The sequence below is a fragment of the Pseudomonas sp. MOIL14HWK12:I1 genome (assembly GCF_000510705.1).
Lineage (GTDB): Bacteria > Pseudomonadota > Gammaproteobacteria > Pseudomonadales > Pseudomonadaceae > Chryseomonas > Chryseomonas oryzihabitans.
Window position 1 is genome coordinate 1,536,413 of the sequence record NZ_KI783307.1, and the last position, 14,740, is coordinate 1,551,152.

Here is a 14,740-nt window from a genome sequence, read left to right on the forward strand (position 1 = left end):
CCTCATGTCCACATTACCGACCACGATCGACACCCTGGTGATAGGCGCTGGCCAAGCCGGCGTCGCCATGAGCGAGCACCTGGGGCGCCTCGGCATCGAGCACCTGGTGCTGGAAAAGAACCGCATCGCCGAAGCCTGGCGCACCGGTCGCTGGGATTCCCTGGTGGCCAACGGTCCGGCCTGGCATGACCGCTTCCCCGGGCTGGAATTCCAGACGCCGCCGGATGGCTTTCCCGGCAAGGACGAGATCGCCGCCTACTTCGAGACCTATGCCCGGCAGATCGGCGCGCCCATCCGCACCGGCGTCGCCGTCACCCGGGTGACCCGCCAGGCCGGCCAGGCGGGCTTTCTGGTGGAAACCTCGGCGGGCAGCTTGAATGCCCAGCGGGTGGTGGTGGCCACCGGCCCCTTCCAGAAGCCGGTGATCCCGGCCATCGCACCTGCGGACGAGCGGCTCTACCAGATCCACTCCGCCCATTACTTCAATCCCCAGCAACTGCCCGACGGCGCAGTGCTGGTGGTGGGCGCCGGCTCCTCGGGGGTGCAGATCGCCGAGGAATTGCTGCGCGCCGGCAAGCGCGTCTATCTCTCCGTCGGCCCCCACGACCGGCCGCCGCGGGCCTATCGCGGTCGCGACTTCTGCTGGTGGCTGGGCGTGCTCGGCCTGTGGGATACCGAGACCATGCAGCCGGGTCGCGAACACGTCACCATCGCCGTGAGTGGCGCCCGCGGTGGCCATACCGTGGATTTCCGCCGCCTGGCCCAGGCCGGCATGACCCTGGTGGGCCTCACCGACACCTTCACCGACGGTGTCGTGCGCTTCCGCCCGGACCTCAAGCAGAACCTCGACGCCGGCGACGCCAACTACCTGTCCCTGCTCGACGCCGCGGACGCCTATGCCGCCCGCCATGGCCTTGACCTGCCCGAAGAGCCCTCAGCCCGCGAACGGGTGGCGGACACCGCCTGCATCCGCGAACCGCTCAGGGAACTGGACCTCCAGGCCGCGGGCGTCAGCTCGGTGATCTGGGCCACCGGCTACGCCACCGATTTCAGCTGGCTACAGGTGGATACCTTTGGCGACAACGGCAAGCCCAAACATCAACGCGGGGTCGGCGCCGAGCCGGGCATCTACTTCGTCGGTCTGCCCTGGCTCAGCCGCCGCGGCTCGGCCTTCATCTGGGGCTGCTGGCACGACGCCCGCCATGTGGCCGACCAGATCGCCATCCAGCGCCGCTACCAGGACTACCGCCCGAGCGTCGAGACGACCGTCCACACCCAGCAGTCGCGCAGCGCCTGACGCCCTTATCGAGATCCGGAGACTCCCCCGCATGGCCACCCCGACCCATACCCGCATCCGCATGTTCAACACCAAGGACACCTACCCCAACCAGAGCCTGGACAACGACCTCTGCCAGGCCGTGCGCGCCGGCAACACCGTCTATGTGCGCGGTCAGGTGGGCACCGATTTCGACGGCAAGCTGGTCGGGCTGGGCGATCCCCGCGCCCAGGCCGAGCAGGCGATGAAGAACGTCAAGCAACTGCTGGAAGAAGCCGGCAGCGACCTCAGCCATATCGTCAAGACCACCACCTACCTGATCGATCCGCGCTACCGCGAGCCGGTGTACCAGGAGGTCGGCAAGTGGCTCAAGGGCGTCTTCCCCATCTCCACCGGCCTGGTGGTCGCGGCCCTGGGCCAGCCCCAGTGGCTGATGGAGATCGACGTCATCGCCGTGATCCCCGACTGAGGCGCCGCCATGACCTTTTCCCTCACCGCCCGCTGCGCCGCGACCGGTCAGTTCGGCATCGCCATCAGTTCGTCGAGCATCGCCGTGGGCGCCCGCTGCCCCTGGCTGCAGCCCGGTGTCGGCGCGGTCAGCTCGCAGAACATCACCCTGCCCGCCCTGGGGCCGCGCACCCTGGAGCGCCTGGCGCAAGGTCTGACACCCGCCGCGGCCCTGGCCGAGAGCCTGGCCGGCGATGGCTACGCCGAATATCGCCAGGTGACCGTCATCGACGCCCAGGGCCGCAGTGCCCATCACAGCGGTGCCCATACCCTGGGCGTGCACCAGGCCTTGAGCGGCCTGAACTGCGTGGGCGCCGGCAACATGCTGGCCAGCCCCGCGGTGGTGGAGGCGCTGGTGGCAAGCTTCGAAACCAGCCAGGGCGCCCTCGCCGAGCGCCTGCTGCTGGCCATGCAGGCGGCGATGGCCGCCGGTGGCGAGGCCGGTCCGGTGCACTCGGCGGCGCTGCTGGTGGTGGGCGAGCCCAGCTGGCCCATCGCCAATCTGCGCGTCGACTGGGCCGAGACCGACCCCATTGGCGAGCTGGCGGCCCTGTGGCGCGCCTATGAACCCCAGTTGCAGGACTATCTCGACCGCGCGGTGCGTCCGGATCTCGCCCCCGGCTACGGCGTGCCGGGAGACGACCGATGAGCGCCAGCCAGGAGTTGCTGGCCCGGCTGGTGGCCTTCGACACCACCAGTCGCGAAGCCAACCTGGCACTGATCGACTTCGTCGCCGGCTACCTGGATGGCTTCGGCGTACCCTTTGAGCTGATCCACAACGCCGAGGGCACCAAGGCCAATCTCTTCGCCACCCTGGGGCCGGCGGACGTACCGGGCATCGTGCTCTCGGGGCATACCGACGTGGTGCCGGTGGACGGCCAGGCCTGGACCCGTCCCGCCTTCGCCCTCAGCGAAAGCGCCGGCCGGCTCTATGGCCGCGGCACCGCCGACATGAAGGGCTTTCTGGCCTGCCTGCTGGCGCTGGTGCCCGCGGCCAGTCGCGCGGCCCTGCGCCGCCCGCTGCACCTGGCGCTGTCCTATGACGAGGAAGTTGGCTGCCTGGGCGTACGCAGCCTGCTCGACCAGCTCGCGCAGCGCCCGGTCAAGCCGCTGCTGTGCCTGATCGGCGAACCCACCGAGCTCAAGCCCGTGCTCGGCCACAAGGGCAAGGTGGCCATGCGCTGCCAGGTGCACGGCGCGGCCTGTCATTCGGCCTATGCGCCCGAGGGCGTCAACGCTGTCGAATACGCCGCGCGCCTGGTCGTCGAACTGGGCCGGCTTGGCGAGGCGCTCAAGGCCCCGCAAGACCAGGATCCACGCTTCGACCCGCCCTTCTCCACGGTGCAGACCGGCCTGATCACCGGCGGCCAGGCCCTGAACATTGTGCCAGAGGACTGCACCTTCGATTTCGAGATCCGCGCCCTGCCCGCCCAGGATCCCTATCAGGTGATCCACCAGCTCCAGGCCCATGCCGAGGCGACGCTGCTGCCGGCCATGCGCGCCATCAGCGGTCAGAGCGCCATCCGCTTTACCGAGCTGTCCAGCTATCCCGGCCTGGATACCGCCGTCGAAAGCGAGGCGGCCGAATGGGTCGCACAATTCTGTGGCTCCCGCGACTTCGGCACGGTGGCCTTCGGTACCGAAGGCGGTCTGTTCGCTGCGGCCGGCATCCCCACCGTGGTCTGCGGCCCCGGCAGCATGGCCCAGGGGCACAAGCCCGACGAATTCGTCACCCAGGCGCAACTGGACGGCTGCGATGCCATGTTGGGGCGGGTGCTGGCCTTCGCCTGCCGCTAGGTCCTGTACGAAATGTGCCTGCGCTCGGTAATGCTTCGTTGAAAAAGGCCTAGATCGCCAGCCCGGTCGCAATGCTCATTTACCGGTCGTAAACTCGAGCGCGAGCCCGGTCCGCTTCCTCAGCCTTTTTCGTGGGGCCGCCTAGGCCTCGCCTGACCTTCGCTCGGCGACTTTTCGTACAGAACCTAACCTGATCATTCCATTTTGCGGAATGCTGAACTGACGAGAAGGCCGATTCCCACGAAAGCCATCTGATCCCAAGCTGGTAGCACGAATCGGGACCACCCTCGGCCCGATGCCTGCCAGGAGTTGGATCATGAAGCTCTACCACCTGCCGTTATCCGGTCATGCCCATCGCGCCGTGCTGTTCGCCTCGTTGCTGGGCCTCGCGCCCGAACTGGTCGAGGTCGACCTCGCGGCCGGCGAGCACCGCACCCCGGCGTTCCTCGCCCTCAACCCCTTCGGCCAGGTGCCGGTGCTGGAGGACGCTGGCGTGATCGTCGCCGACTCCAACGCCATCCTCGTCTACCTGGCGAAGAAACTGGGCCGCACCGACTGGCTGCCGGAAGACCCGGCCGGGGCCGCCGCCGTCCAGCGCTGGCTGTCGGTGGCCGCGGGCGAACTGGCCTATGGCCCGGCAGCGGCGCGGCTGATCACGGTGTTCGGTGCCCGCCTGAATCCCGAGGAAGTCATCGCCCGCGCCCACGTCCTTCTGGAGCGGATGGAGGCTCATCTGGCGAAACGCGACTGGCTGGCCGCCGATCACCCGACCATCGCCGACGTCGCCCTCTACAGCTACCTGGCCGGAGCGCCTGAAGGCAACGTGGACCTGGCGCCCTATACCGCTGTGCGGGCCTTTCTGCAGCGGATGGAAGCGCTGCCGGGCTTCGTGCCCTTCCCGCAGACGGCTGCCGGTCTGCGCGCCTGAAGCAGCGGGATCACCTGCCTTCCCCCATCGCGAGGAGCCACCTCGATGAGCACGCCCCTGAACGCCCTGCCCACCTGGCACCCCGGCGAAATCGCCCTGCAGGAGCGCGTCGGCGTCCGCCAGCGGATGGCCGAGGTCGGCCCGCGGGTGATCCGCAGCTTCATGCCCGACCAGCACCGCGCCTTCTACCAGCAACTACCCTTCCTGGTGCTGGGTAGCGTGGACGCGACCGGCGCGGCCTGGGCGACGATCCTGGAGGGCGCGCCGGGCTTCGTCAGCGCACCGACACCAACGCGGCTGGACATCGCGGCCAGCCTAGCGGCAGGGGATCCGGCCGGCACCGGCCTGGCGGATGGCGCCGCCGTGGGATTGCTGGGCATCGAACTGCACACCCGGCGCCGCAACCGCGTCAACGGCGAGGTCGAGCTGATGCCCCGGGGCCTGCGGGTGACCGTGGACCAGAGCTTCGGCAACTGCCCGCGCTACATCCAGCTGCGCGACCTGCAACCCAACCAACCACCGGATAAGACGCCCGCTCCGGCCGTCGAACCCCTCGAGACGCTGGATGAGGCGGCACGCCAGCTGATCGAAGGGACCGATATCTTCTTCGTCGCCTCCTATGCCGAGCAGGACGGACGGCGCCGGGTGGACGTTTCCCACCGTGGCGGCAAGCCGGGCTTCGTCCGGGTGGATGCCGAGGGCGTGCTGACCATTCCCGACTTCAACGGCAACCTGTTCTTCAACACCCTGGGCAACATCGCCGTCAACGGCCAGGCCGGACTGCTGTTCGTCGACGCCGAGCGCGGCGACCTGCTGCAGCTGAGCGGCACCGCCGAGGTGCTGTTCGACTCGCCGGAGATCGCCGCCTTCGAGGGCGCCGAACGCCTCTGGACCTTTCGCCCGCAACGTATCGTCCGGCGCCGCGCCGCCCTGACCCTGCGCTGGCGGGCGCGGGCCGGGGGCGAGTCGGACAGCAGCCAGCTGACCGGCAGCTGGGCGCAGGCGCGCGAGCGCCTGCTGAGCCGGGAACTCGGCAACCGCTGGCGACCCTTGCGCGTCATCCGCATCGTCGAGGAGAGCGCCACCATCCGCTCCTTCCATCTCGCCGCGGCGGACGGTACCGCCTTGCCGCCCGCCCAGGCCGGCCAGTTCCTGCCGGTACGCCTCACTCCGGTCGCCGGCCAGGCCCCGGCGCTGCGTAGCTATAGCCTCTCCAGTGCGCCGGCCGACGGGCACTACCGCATCAGCGTCAAGCGCGAGGGGCTGGTGTCCACCTGGCTGCACGACCGGCTGCGCGAGGGCGATCCGCTCGACACGCGTCCGCCAGCGGGGGACTTCACCCTGACCGCCGCCGACCAGTCCCTGGTTCTGCTGGCGGCCGGCATCGGCATCACCCCGCTGCTGGCGATGCTCAGGCACCTGGTCCACGAAGGACGCCGGACCCAGCGCCAGCGCCCGATCACTCTCTTCTACGGAGCCCGGTCGAAGGCCGAGCGCGCCTTCGATGCGGAACTGGCCGAATTGGTGGCCGCCGCCGGAGGCTCGCTGCGCCTGGTGCGGGCGCTGAGCGATACCCGCGGGGCCGTGGCGGATACCGACTACGAGGTGGCCGGACGGATCGACCTGGGTGTGCTGGGCCGCTTCCTGCCCTTCGGCGATCACACCTTCTACCTCTGCGGCCCGGCGGCCTTCACCCAGGCACTGTACGACGGCCTGCGCGGTTACGGCATCGAGGACACGCGTATCCATGCCGAAGCCTTCGGTCCGGCGTCGCTGCGCCGCAGTCAGCCCCTGGAAGCGGCGGCTCCCGTGCGTCCAGCCGCGGCCACGGACAGTGTGCCGGTGGTCTTCACCGCCTCGCTCAAGGAAGCGCGCTGGACACCTGCAGCGGGCTCGCTGCTGGAGCTGGCCGAAGCCCGAGGCCTCGACCCCGCCTTCAGCTGCCGCGAAGGTCATTGCGGCAGCTGCCGGACACGGCTGCTCGGTGGTGCCGTCACCTATGCGCGGGAGCCAGTGGCGCGGGTCGCCGACGGCGAGGCGTTGCTGTGCTGCGCGATGCCGGCGGCTGGCACCGACCGCCTGGAGCTCGATCTGTGATCCGTGCCGCCTGAAGTTGACTACCATGGAGCCTGGTCGACAAGACAGGACGGCGAGGCAGATGGATCGTTGGCAGGCGATGCGCGTGTTCGTGAAGGTGGCGGAAACCGAGAGTTTCGCCCGTACCGCCCGGGAGCTGCACCTGAGCGCACCGGCGGTGACCCGCCTGGTGGCGGCGCTGGAGGAGCTGGTCGGCGCGCGCCTGCTGGTGCGCACCACCCGTTCGGTCAGGCCCACCGAAGCCGGCGCCCGCTACCTGCAGGATTGCCGACGCATCCTCGCCGACATCGCCGAGGCGGAGCTGGCCGCGGCCGGCCACTACGCCAAGCCGGTCGGCACCCTGACCATCACCGCCCCGCTGCTGTTCGGGCAGCTGCACGTGCTGCCGCTGCTCCTGGACTATCTCGAACGCTATCCGCAGATGCGCGCCCGCACCTTCTTCGTCGACCGGCCGGTGAACATCGTCGAGGAAGGGATGGACGTCGCCCTGCGCATCGGTCACCTGCCCGATTCGGGCTTCACCGCCATCCAGGTCGGGCGCGTGCGCCGGGTGGTCTGCGCCGCCCCCGACTATCTGCAGGCCCAGGGCATCCCCGCTACCCCTGCCGCGCTGCGTGAGCACCGCATCCTGGTGTCCCACAGCGCCTGGTCATCACCGGAATGGCGCTTTGCCGGTAAGCAACGGGTGAGCGTCGATCCGCTGCTGCACTGCAACACCAACGAGGCCGCCATCAGCGCGGCCAGGGCCGGTCGCGGCCTCACCCGGGTCCTGCACTACCAGATCGCGCCGGCCCTGGCCGAAGGCGCGCTGCAGATCGTCCTCGCCGAGCACGAGGAAGCGCCGCTGCCGATCCACCTCATTTACCCCGAAGGCCGCCAGGCACCGGCCAAGGTAAGGGCCTTCATCGACCTGGCGGTGGCGGCGCTCAGGGACAATCCGCTGTTCGCCTGACACCCTCAGTGGCCGAGGATCGCCTTGGTCTCCAGGTACTCCTCCAGGCCGTGGACGCCATATTCGCGCCCGTTGCCGGAACGCTTGTAGCCGCCGAAGGGTGCCCAGGGGTTCCAGGCCGGATAGTTGAGATGGACCTGCCCGGCGCGCAGACGGGCCGCTACCGCGGCGACCTGGTGGGGGTCCCGACCCTGGACGTGGGCGCTGAGGCCATAGCGGCTGTCGTTGGCGATGGCGATGGCCTGGTCGAGCGAGCTGTAGGGCAGCAGGCAGAGCACCGGCCCGAAGATTTCCTCCTGGGCGATGCGCATCCCCGAGGTAACCGCCGAAAACACCGTGGGGCGCGCATAGAAGCCGGTGGTGCAGCCATCCGGGCGACCCGGTCCGCCGCAGACCAGCCTGGCGCCCTCTGCCAGACCGCTCTCGATCAGCGCCTGCACCCGGGCGAACTGGGCGCCATTGGCCAGCGGGCCGAGGGTCGTCGCGGGCGCCTGGGGGTCACCGACCACGAGACCCGCCACGGTGGCTGCCGCCAGGCGCTCCACCTCGGTCAGCTGGGCCTGAGGCACCAGCATCCGCGTCGGCGCGCTGCAGGATTGGCCGCTGTTGCGGAAGGCCGCCAGCACGCCCTTGGCCACCGCCTCCGGCAGATCGGTATCGGGCAGCAGCAGGTTGGGCGACTTGCCGCCCAGTTCCTGGGTCACGCGCTTGACCGTAAGGGCGGCGGCCTGGGCCACCAGGACCCCGGCGCGATTGGAGCCGGTGATGGAAATCATGTCGACATCGGGATGCTCGGCCAGCGCCGCGCCGACGGTGGGGCCGTCGCCGTTGACCAGGTTGAACACCCCCGCCGGGATCCCCGCGTCATGAACCGCCTGGGCGAACAGCAGGGCGCTCAGTGGGGCCAGTTCACTGGGCTTGAGCACCACCGTGCAGCCGGCGGCCAGCGCCGGCGCGACCTTGGCGGTGATCTGGTAGAGCGGCCAGTTCCAGGGCGTGATGAGCGCGCAGACGCCGATGGGCTCACGCCTGAGACGCAAGGCACCGTCGGCGCGCTCGAAGGCGTAGTCGCTCACCACCTCGCGTGCCACGCGCAGGTGTTCCAGGGCCAGGGGCACCTGCAGGGCCCGGGCCGCGGCGAGGGGCGCACCCATCTCCCGTGAAATCACCTGGGCGAAGGTGTCGGCACGCTGTGCCAGCAGGGTCTGCAGGCGCTCCAGCCGTTGGGCGCGAGCGGCCGGCGTCTGCCCGGACCAGGCGTCGAAGGCGCCGCGGGCGGCCTGCACCGCCTGGTCGACTTCCGCGGCGCCGCCAAGGGCCACCTCGGCGAGCGCGCGTTCGGTCGCGGGATCCGTCACCGTGGCCCGGGCGGCGCCAGGCACCGGCACCCAGCGGCCGGCGAGATAACAGCAGCGGGTCACTTGGGGATCGATCAACGTTTGCAACGAAGGGTCCAGCAGCATGAGGGGAGCTCCCAGATGGCGACGGGCGATCAGTCGGCGCGCGCCAGTGCCTCGATCTCGACGAGATAACCATGGTGCAACTGCGGCACCGGCACCACCGCCCGCGCCGGCCGGTGTTCGCCCAGGAATCCGGCATAGAGGCGGTCGAAGGTAGGCCAGTGCTCGATGCCGACAACATAGACGGTCACCTTGAGCAGATCCTGCGGCCCCCGCCCTGCCGCGGCCAGGATGACGCAGAGGTTGTCCAGGGCGATCTGGGCCTGCTCAGCGAAACTCGCCGCGACCGCATGGCTGCCGTCGGGTCGTACCGGCAGTTGCCCGGATACATGGAGCAGCCCCTGGTAGGCCACCGCCTGGGAATAGTGGCCGCCCGGTAGCGCCGCGGCCGCGGTCTGGATGAAACGCGTATCAGCGGCCATGCAGGCGACTCCAGGGGGTGACCGCGCCGCTGGCGTCCACGGCGTGATAGCGCTCGAACTGGCCGCCGGTGGCGCAGGCATGGTTGGGCAGGATGCGCAGGCGGCTGCCCACCGGGAAGCGCTGCTCCAGATCATCTGGGCAGCCCCCGGCGAAGCTGACGATGCCATGCTCCTGGTTGGCACCGGTCAGCAGGGCCCCTTCGAGCCAGCGGCCGTCCAGGGTGCAGACCTGGCCATAGCCGAAGTCACGCCGCTGCCGCTGGGTGCCCCGGTCGCGACTGAGGGCCATCCAGCCGGCGTCCACCAGCACCCAGCCTTTCTCCACCTGATGGCCAATCACCGTGGTCAGGACGCTCAGCGCCAGATCCTCGGCCTGGCAGATGCCGACGTTATGCATCACCAGGTCCTGGAAGACGTAGACCCCGGCGCGGACCTCGGTAACCCCGGTCAGATCCAGGGCCGACAGCGCCGTGGGCGTCGAGCCGATACTGACCTGCGGACAGGCCAGACCCTGGGCACGCAGCCGCTCGGCCGCCGCCACGCAACAGGCGCGCTCCTGCTCGGCCAGAGCCTGCAGCGCCTGGGGGTCGTCCAGCTCGTAGCTGGAGCCGGCATGGGTGAGCACCCCCGCCAGGCGCATGCCACCCGCGCTCAGCAGCTCAACGATCTGCACCAGCCGGGGATCGTCCGGTTGCAGGCCCGCGCGATGTCCATCGCAGTCGATCTCCAGCCAGACCTCGAAGGCTTCGTCGTAGCGCTGGCCGGCCGCGACGATGGCCTGGGCCCCGGCCAGGCTGTCGGTCAGGATGCCTAGCCGACAACCCTGCCGCCGCAGCGTGCTGACCTGTTCCAGCCGCGCCGGGGCGATGGTCACGGCGTAGAGCACGTCGGTGATGCCCAGGGCGAAACAGGCTTCGGCCTCCTGGAGGGTGGAGACGGTCACGCCCTGGGCGCCTGCCGCCAGTTGCCGGCGGATGACCGCCTCGCTCTTGCTGGTCTTCACATGGGGCCGCAGGCGGACGCCGAGGGCGTCCATGCGCGCCTGCATGAGGTGGATGTTGCGCATCATCCGGGCTTCGTCGATGAGCGCGGCAGGGGTATCGAGGGTGAGCAGGGAAAGGGTCATGGCAAGGACTCGACCGGTGGGCAATGGGCGAACTGTAGCCGCCCTTCGTTAACCTGTGATTCAATCCTGCTGATGCATTCCTTTAGTCCAGATTAATGATCGCCATTGAAGACCTGCGCCTGGTGGTACTCCTGGCCCGCTGTGATTCCCTCAGCGCGGCGGCGCGCGCCCTCAACGTCTCGCCGCCCGCGCTCTCCACCCGCCTGCGCAAACTGGAGGCACGGCTGGGGGTGGCCCTGGCCAATCGCGATGCCCGGCGGCTGAGCCTGACCCCCGACGGCGAGCGCTTCGCCCAGCAATGCAGCGAACTGCTCGAACGCCTGGAGGCCTTGCCCGACACCTTCGCCCGCCAGGATCGGCAGCTGGTGGGCACCCTGCGCCTCGCCGCGCCCTTCGGCTACGGCCGCCAGCGCATCGCCCCGCTGCTGGCGCGCTTCGCCGTGTTGCATCCGCAGCTGCGCCTGCAACTGGACCTGCGCGAGACGCCCTGGCCCGACCGGCACGACAGCGATGCGGTCATTCATATCGGCGCCATCGACGACAGCTCCTGGATCGCCAAGACCCTGGCCCACAACGAACGCTGGCTGTGCGCCAGTCCGACCTACCTGGAGCAGCACGGCCTGCCGCAGGGGCCCAGGGCGCTGCTGCAGCACCGCTGCATCTGCATCCGCGAGAACGACGAGGACGTGACCCTCTGGCAACTGCGCAACGACCAGGAGCGCCAGACGCTGCGCATCGAACCGGCGCTGCTCACCAACGATGGCAGCGTGGCCCGCCGCTGGGCCGAACAGGGTCTGGGCATCGTGCTGCGTTCCCAGTGGGACGTCGCCGATGCCATCGCACGCGGCGCCCTGGTCCGGCTGCTGCCGGAGTGGCGCTTCGACAGCGCGCCCATCACCCTCCTGGTCCCCGCCCGCAAACAGCGCAGTGCCCGCCTCCAGGCGCTGGCCAACTTCCTCGACCTGGCGGTGAAGGGGCTGGACGCGGGCGCGGACCCTCACTAGCGGCCGGCCAGGAAGCCACCGCACAAAGTGCGGCAACGTCGCCGCGAACGCGTTCGGCACCGGTTCACAGCGGTCGATTTCGGCATTCGCCACCGCCACCCCTCCCTAGACTCAGGGCCTGACCTGCCACTGGGAGCGCCACCATGCCGCTGCACCTCGATCTGCGGGATCCCCGCCTGTTCAAAGCTTCTGCCTATGTCGATGGCCACTGGATCGCCGCCGACAACGGCGCCACCTTTGCCGTGGACAACCCCGCCACCGGCGAGACCCTCGCCGAGGTGGCCGCCCTGGAGGCGGTGGAAACCGCCCGCGCCATCGCCGCGGCGGAGGCCGCCTGGCCGGCCTGGCGCGAGCGTCCGGCCGCCGAGCGCGCGGCCCTGCTGGAGCGCTGGCACGCGCTGATGCTGGAGCACCAGGACGACCTGGCCCTGCTGATGACCCTGGAGCAGGGCAAGCCACTGGCCGAGGCCCGTGGCGAGATCGCCTATGGCGCCAGCTTCGTCAAATGGTTCGCCGAGGAAGCCCGACGCAGCTTTGGCGATATCCTGCCCGCACCGGCCCGGGATCGCCGGGTGCTGGTGCTGCGGCAACCGGTGGGGGTCGCTGCCGCCATCACCCCATGGAATTTCCCCAACGCCATGATCACCCGCAAGGCCGCCCCGGCGCTCGCCGCCGGCTGCCCGGTGGTGATCAAGCCCTCGGATCTCACGCCGCTGTCGGCCCTGGCGCTGGCCGAACTGGCCGATCGCGCCGGCTTTCCGCCCGGCGTATTCAACGTGGTCACCGGGATGCCCGCCGGCATCGGCGGTGAACTGACCGGCAATCCGGCGGTGCGCAAGCTGTCCTTTACCGGCTCCACGCGCATCGGCCAGCTGCTGCTGGCGCAGTGCGCGGCCACGGTGAAGCGCACCAGCATGGAACTGGGCGGCAATGCGCCCTTCATCGTCTTCGATGACGCCGACCTGGATCTCGCCATCGCCGGGGTGCTGCAGAGCAAATTCCGCAACGCCGGCCAGACCTGCGTCTGCGCCAACCGCATCCTGGTGCAGGACGGCATCCACGACCGTTTCGCCGAGCGGCTCGCTGCCGAGGTGGCCAAGTTCAAGGTGGGCAACGGCCTGGAGGCCGGCGTGACCCTGGGCCCGCTGATCAATCGCCTGGCGGTGGACAAGGTCGCGCGTCATGTCGACGATGCCCTGACCCAGGGCGCCAAGGCCCTGTTCGGCGGCTTGCCCAGCGGTCGCGACCAGTTCGTCGCCCCTACTGTGCTCACCGGCGCCACGGCGGACATGCTGCTGGCCCGCGAGGAGACCTTCGGCCCGGTGGCGCCGCTGTTCCGCTTCCGCGACGAAGCCGAGGCGCTGGCGCTGGCCAATGCCACGCCCTATGGCCTGGGCGCCTACTACTACACCCAGGACCTGCGCCGCGCCTGGCGCGTCGGTGAACAGCTGGAATTCGGCATGGTGGCGCTCAACACCGGCACCCTGTCGATGGAGGTCGCGCCCTTCGGGGGAGTGAAGCAATCCGGCCTGGGCCGCGAAGGCTCGCACCTGGGGCTGGACGAGTACCTGGAAGTGAAGGCCTGGCACCTCGGCGGCCTCGACTGAAAGCCACCGGCGGCAGGCAACCGAAAATGCCGCCACCCCCAAGCAAAACAGCCGATCACGATGCCGGGGCCGGCAACTTCAGCGTTACCGACCCTGCGGCCTGCGTAGGCTGGAACTCTCGCCCCTGCCTGGAGTATCGCTGCATGAATTCCGCTGCCAAAGCCACCGACCGCCTGCTGGGTCTTCGCGAACAAGGCGTTCCCCGCGGCATCATCACCGCCCATCCCGTCGTGGTGGCCCGCGCCCAGGGCAGCGAAGTCTGGGACGTGGACGGTCGCCGCTACCTCGATTTCGTCGGCGGCATCGGCGTGCTCAATGTCGGTCACAACCACCCACGGGTGGTGGAGGCCGTGCGCCGTCAGGTCGGGGAGATCTCCCACGCCAGCTTCCAGGTAATGGCCTACGAGCCCTACCTGGAGCTGGCCAATCGTCTCAACACCCTCATCGGCAACGGCGAAGCCTACAAGACGCTGCTGCTGACCTCCGGCGCCGAAGCCGTGGAAAATGCCATCAAGATCGCCCGCGCCCACACCAAAAGGCCCGGGGTGATCGCCTTTCGCGGCGGCTTCCACGGTCGCACCCTGCTCGGCGTAACCCTCACCGGCTTCGCCCAGCCCTACAAGCAGAACTTCGGCCCCTTCCCCGGTGACATCTACCACGCGCCCTACCCCGATGCCTTCCGCGGAGTGGGTATCCAGCAGGCCCTGGCCGGCTTGCGCGAGGTCTTCGCCACCCAGGTTGCGCCCGACCAGGTGGCCGCGATTCTGATCGAACCGGTGCAGGGCGATGGCGGCTTCCGCCCGGCGCCGGTGGAATTCCTCCAGGCGCTGCGTGCCCTCTGCGACCAGCACGGCATCGTGCTCATCGCCGACGAGATCCAGACCGGCTTCGGTCGCACCGGCAGCCTGTTCGCCTTCCAGCAGACCGGCGTCCAGCCCGATCTGGTGACGGTGGCCAAGAGCCTGGCCGGGGGCCTGCCGCTCTCCGGAGTGGTCGGGCGCGCCGCCATCATGGACGCGCCCCTGCCCGGCGGTCTCGGCGGCACCTATGGCGGCAACGCCCTGGCCTGCGCCGCGGCCCTGGCGGTGCTGGACGTGTTCGAGGAAGAGGACCTGGTCGCCCGTGGCGTCGCCCTCGGCGAGCAGCTGCGCAGCGGTCTGCTCGCGCTGCAGCAGCGGCATCCACGCATCGGCGAGGTGCGCGGCCGCGGCTTCATGCTGGCGGTGGAGATGGTCGGCGCCGATGGCCACAGCCCGGACGCTGCCCTCGCCCAGCAGGTCATCGACGGCGCCCGCCACGCGGGCCTGCTGGTGATCAAGTGCGGTGTCGAACGCAACGTCATCCGCTTCCTGGCACCGCTGGTGACCACCGAGGCACAACTGGCCGAAGCCTTGCACATGTTCGGCCAAGCCCTCGCCCAGGCCGGTGCCTGAGAAGCTGCTCACGATCTCGCGAGCTAGAGCCAAACAAGGCGAAAACGCCTGAGAAAGCGCAGTTTACAGGCGGTAAATGAGCATTTCGAAGGCGTTTTCAACGCAGTTTGGCCGACGCGCAGCAGATCGTG

The 14,740-nt window shown here is 69.6% G+C and carries 13 protein-coding genes; 10 read left to right on the forward strand and 3 right to left on the reverse strand.

From position 1 onward, the window contains the following. Positions 1–4: 4 nt before the first annotated feature. From PSEK12I1_RS0117075 to PSEK12I1_RS0117105, 7 genes are all read left to right on the forward strand, one after another. Positions 5–1,297 (forward strand): NAD(P)/FAD-dependent oxidoreductase, encoded by a 1,293-nt coding sequence (locus tag PSEK12I1_RS0117075; RefSeq protein WP_027602351.1) that lies wholly within the window; start codon positions 5–7, stop codon positions 1,295–1,297. 31 nt (positions 1,298–1,328) lie between these two features. Beyond that, positions 1,329–1,745 carry a RidA family protein gene (locus PSEK12I1_RS0117080; RefSeq protein ID WP_027602352.1) on the forward strand — a complete coding sequence of 139 codons (417 nt, stop codon included), beginning with the start codon at positions 1,329–1,331 and terminating at the stop codon, positions 1,743–1,745. 9 nt (positions 1,746–1,754) lie between these two features. Next, a complete protein-coding gene (locus PSEK12I1_RS0117085) occupies positions 1,755–2,432 on the forward strand; it encodes a DUF1028 domain-containing protein (protein ID WP_027602353.1) in 678 nt (225 codons plus the stop codon). Further along, positions 2,429–3,580: an acetylornithine deacetylase gene (gene argE, locus PSEK12I1_RS0117090; RefSeq protein WP_027602354.1), complete on the forward strand. Its 1,152-nt coding sequence runs from the start codon at positions 2,429–2,431 to the stop codon at positions 3,578–3,580. Before PSEK12I1_RS0117085 ends, argE begins: the two co-directional genes overlap by 4 nt. Positions 3,581–3,896: 316 nt before the next feature. Beyond that, positions 3,897–4,508, forward strand: coding sequence for a glutathione S-transferase family protein (locus tag PSEK12I1_RS0117095; protein ID WP_027602355.1), 612 nt, complete (start codon positions 3,897–3,899; stop codon positions 4,506–4,508). A gap of 45 nt (positions 4,509–4,553) precedes the next feature. Next, complete coding sequence (locus PSEK12I1_RS0117100; RefSeq protein ID WP_027602356.1) at positions 4,554–6,605, forward strand: pyridoxamine 5'-phosphate oxidase family protein; 2,052 nt, start codon at positions 4,554–4,556, stop codon at positions 6,603–6,605. Positions 6,606–6,666: 61 nt separating this feature from the next. Further along, entirely contained in the window at positions 6,667–7,557 is an 891-nt protein-coding gene (locus tag PSEK12I1_RS0117105; protein ID WP_027602357.1) for a LysR family transcriptional regulator, read from the forward strand. A gap of 5 nt (positions 7,558–7,562) precedes the next feature. Here PSEK12I1_RS0117105 and PSEK12I1_RS0117110 read toward each other — a convergent pair whose 3' ends face one another. Genes PSEK12I1_RS0117110 through PSEK12I1_RS0117120 form a run of 3 tightly spaced genes read right to left on the reverse strand, consistent with a single transcriptional unit; the run spans position 7,563 to position 10,565 of the window. Beyond that, positions 7,563–9,020 carry an aldehyde dehydrogenase family protein gene (locus tag PSEK12I1_RS0117110; protein WP_027602358.1) on the reverse strand — a complete coding sequence of 486 codons (1,458 nt, stop codon included), beginning with the start codon at positions 9,018–9,020 and terminating at the stop codon, positions 7,563–7,565. A gap of 29 nt (positions 9,021–9,049) precedes the next feature. Next, entirely contained in the window at positions 9,050–9,439 is a 390-nt protein-coding gene (locus PSEK12I1_RS0117115; protein ID WP_027602359.1) for a RidA family protein, read from the reverse strand. Continuing rightward, positions 9,429–10,565 (reverse strand): DSD1 family PLP-dependent enzyme, encoded by a 1,137-nt coding sequence (locus tag PSEK12I1_RS0117120; RefSeq protein ID WP_027602360.1) that lies wholly within the window; start codon positions 10,563–10,565, stop codon positions 9,429–9,431. The genes PSEK12I1_RS0117115 and PSEK12I1_RS0117120 overlap by 11 nt, the downstream gene beginning before the upstream one ends. Before the next feature lie 95 nt (positions 10,566–10,660). Between PSEK12I1_RS0117120 and PSEK12I1_RS0117125 the strand changes: the two genes are divergently transcribed. The 3 genes from PSEK12I1_RS0117125 (at position 10,661) to gabT (ending at position 14,609) form a co-directional block, all read left to right on the forward strand. Beyond that, positions 10,661–11,569: a LysR family transcriptional regulator gene (locus PSEK12I1_RS0117125; RefSeq protein WP_027602361.1), complete on the forward strand. Its 909-nt coding sequence runs from the start codon at positions 10,661–10,663 to the stop codon at positions 11,567–11,569. Positions 11,570–11,712: 143 nt separating this feature from the next. Continuing rightward, positions 11,713–13,176, forward strand: coding sequence for an NAD-dependent succinate-semialdehyde dehydrogenase (locus tag PSEK12I1_RS0117130; RefSeq protein ID WP_027602362.1), 1,464 nt, complete (start codon positions 11,713–11,715; stop codon positions 13,174–13,176). A gap of 143 nt (positions 13,177–13,319) precedes the next feature. Continuing rightward, on the forward strand, positions 13,320–14,609 hold the full coding sequence (gabT, locus tag PSEK12I1_RS0117135) for a 4-aminobutyrate--2-oxoglutarate transaminase (protein ID WP_027602363.1): 1,290 nt from the start codon (positions 13,320–13,322) through the stop codon (positions 14,607–14,609). Positions 14,610–14,740: the final 131 nt, after the last annotated feature.

What these genes read in the sequence shown, in the direction of transcription:
- PSEK12I1_RS0117075 (WP_027602351.1), top strand. Translation starts at nt 5, where the DNA reads ATGTCCACATTACCGACCACGATCGACACCCTGGTGATAGGCGCTGGC.
- PSEK12I1_RS0117080 (WP_027602352.1), top strand. Translation starts at nt 1,329, where the DNA reads ATGGCCACCCCGACCCATACCCGCATCCGCATGTTCAACACCAAGGAC.
- PSEK12I1_RS0117085 (WP_027602353.1), top strand. Translation starts at nt 1,755, where the DNA reads ATGACCTTTTCCCTCACCGCCCGCTGCGCCGCGACCGGTCAGTTCGGC.
- argE (WP_027602354.1), top strand. Translation starts at nt 2,429, where the DNA reads ATGAGCGCCAGCCAGGAGTTGCTGGCCCGGCTGGTGGCCTTCGACACC.
- PSEK12I1_RS0117095 (WP_027602355.1), top strand. Translation starts at nt 3,897, where the DNA reads ATGAAGCTCTACCACCTGCCGTTATCCGGTCATGCCCATCGCGCCGTG.
- PSEK12I1_RS0117100 (WP_027602356.1), top strand. Translation starts at nt 4,554, where the DNA reads ATGAGCACGCCCCTGAACGCCCTGCCCACCTGGCACCCCGGCGAAATC.
- PSEK12I1_RS0117105 (WP_027602357.1), top strand. Translation starts at nt 6,667, where the DNA reads ATGGATCGTTGGCAGGCGATGCGCGTGTTCGTGAAGGTGGCGGAAACC.
- PSEK12I1_RS0117110 (WP_027602358.1), bottom strand. Translation starts at nt 9,020, where the DNA reads ATGCTGCTGGACCCTTCGTTGCAAACGTTGATCGATCCCCAAGTGACC.
- PSEK12I1_RS0117115 (WP_027602359.1), bottom strand. Translation starts at nt 9,439, where the DNA reads ATGGCCGCTGATACGCGTTTCATCCAGACCGCGGCCGCGGCGCTACCG.
- PSEK12I1_RS0117120 (WP_027602360.1), bottom strand. Translation starts at nt 10,565, where the DNA reads ATGACCCTTTCCCTGCTCACCCTCGATACCCCTGCCGCGCTCATCGAC.
- PSEK12I1_RS0117125 (WP_027602361.1), top strand. Translation starts at nt 10,661, where the DNA reads ATGATCGCCATTGAAGACCTGCGCCTGGTGGTACTCCTGGCCCGCTGT.
- PSEK12I1_RS0117130 (WP_027602362.1), top strand. Translation starts at nt 11,713, where the DNA reads ATGCCGCTGCACCTCGATCTGCGGGATCCCCGCCTGTTCAAAGCTTCT.
- gabT (WP_027602363.1), top strand. Translation starts at nt 13,320, where the DNA reads ATGAATTCCGCTGCCAAAGCCACCGACCGCCTGCTGGGTCTTCGCGAA.